Genomic DNA, 1,414 nt, shown 5'->3' with positions numbered 1-1,414 from the left:
TTTACTGCCTCTAGCTCTAAATGGGGAAAAGCTTGAGTAACTTGACCCATATCCACCTGCCTAACTCGTTGTTTGAGGACAAACTTTGTTGTTCACTACTCTACTATATTTGAACGCAATTTGGTATAAGATCCCAATGGCACGTTCAGCAAAGCATTCTTGATAAAGTCGCCAAAAGCCTCGTGTTCGATCAGAAATCCAAGCCACTTGCGAAGCTTTATCGATGCCGTGTTGCTGAGCTTCAAACTGTAGGGGAGGTTTGAGGTCATCGATTGTTCCAAGCACCGCGACTAAGGACGTTGATGCCATCGTGTGATCGTTTCACCGTTTTCGGTTTGATGTTTTCCGAGTCGAGGGAACAGTGCAACTTTCACTTCTGGTCAGACAATCGCCCCTTTTGATGTTTGCGGTTGCGACCGGAAAGGGACAGTCACGCCATCGGCGGCAATAATCAAGGGGATTGCGTTAAGCGTTGGCTCTAGAGCTTCTGATTGAACAGCCTCTCCACTGCTAAAGGCTTGAAGTCGAGCGAGAAGTTGCTTGTCTGGGCAACTTGTTGACGCAGTTTCCGCTCACCCTTAACGATTTGCGACAGACGTTGATTCAGTTCGGTACCCTGTTTCTCGATTTCATCAGTCGTCCAGAGGTGAGCCAGTTTAATCGGTTGATGATGGGTGTGGGATCACAGCACCCGCAACTGGTGCGACAGTTTGGGCTGAAAGCTACCCTATCCACCCAAGAGCGGCTAGATTATGTTGAGGATTGTGTTGACACATTGCTGAGGGCTTGGAGCGTGAATCAAAGCAGGTAGTTATTGCCAGAGAAGTGTCTGCTCTCTTGTACTCCTCTATCGGTCACTACATCCAGTGCAATGAGTTTAAGTAGTCACTGATAGAGCGATAAGAACGATTTGATACGTTGTTTTTCGATGATAATTTATCGTTACCGTCTCTACTCTCCTAACAAGTAGATGCGCCCGTAACTGCTCTAATTTGTCCTTAGCTTATCATGTTTATAATTTCGTATGTCCTAATTGTTTCCTGTACCATATTGAACAACCCAAATCCTATACCCAGTTAATCAAACGCTTTACCCCTTGATGGTCTTGAAAGGGCAACAGGATAGCCATGCTTAAAGCTATTCGGTTCGCAGGTAAATTTTTTGGCAACCCTCTTAGTGTAGTGAATTAAACCGTACCTCAATAATCTTACCCACCAAAGAACTATCGGTCTCAGAAACTACATTCCCTTCCTCATCTTGAAACACAATCTTTTGTACTATGACGGTCGGCTTTGTTGCATGAAACAGAAAAAAGACACACCAACTCTTAGCAGAGTTAATGATTATTTTTCCACGTTGTAGCTGTCTGGTTTGCCTAATTGAATCATGGGATTAAGTGCAGCACATTGCAGGA

2 protein-coding genes are annotated in these 1,414 nt (G+C 44.7%); one reads left to right on the top strand and one right to left on the bottom strand.

Features of this window, described 5'->3' with window-relative positions; translation table 11 throughout:
* Positions 1 to 60: 60 nt before the first annotated feature.
* Positions 61 to 309, bottom strand: a complete 249-nt coding sequence (locus AC2VE5_RS27710; RefSeq protein ID WP_486890726.1) for a hypothetical protein — start codon at positions 307 to 309, stop codon at positions 61 to 63.
* A 244-nt stretch (positions 310 to 553) separates the two neighbouring features.
* Between AC2VE5_RS27710 and AC2VE5_RS27705 the strand changes: the two genes are divergently transcribed.
* Positions 554 to 811, top strand: a complete 258-nt coding sequence (locus AC2VE5_RS27705; protein ID WP_486890725.1) for a TetR/AcrR family transcriptional regulator C-terminal domain-containing protein — start codon at positions 554 to 556, stop codon at positions 809 to 811.
* Positions 812 to 1,414 lie beyond the last annotated feature (603 nt).

Source organism: Aliterella sp. E5.1 (assembly GCF_057473825.1).
This window is presented reverse-complemented; position numbering and strand designations above follow the sequence as displayed.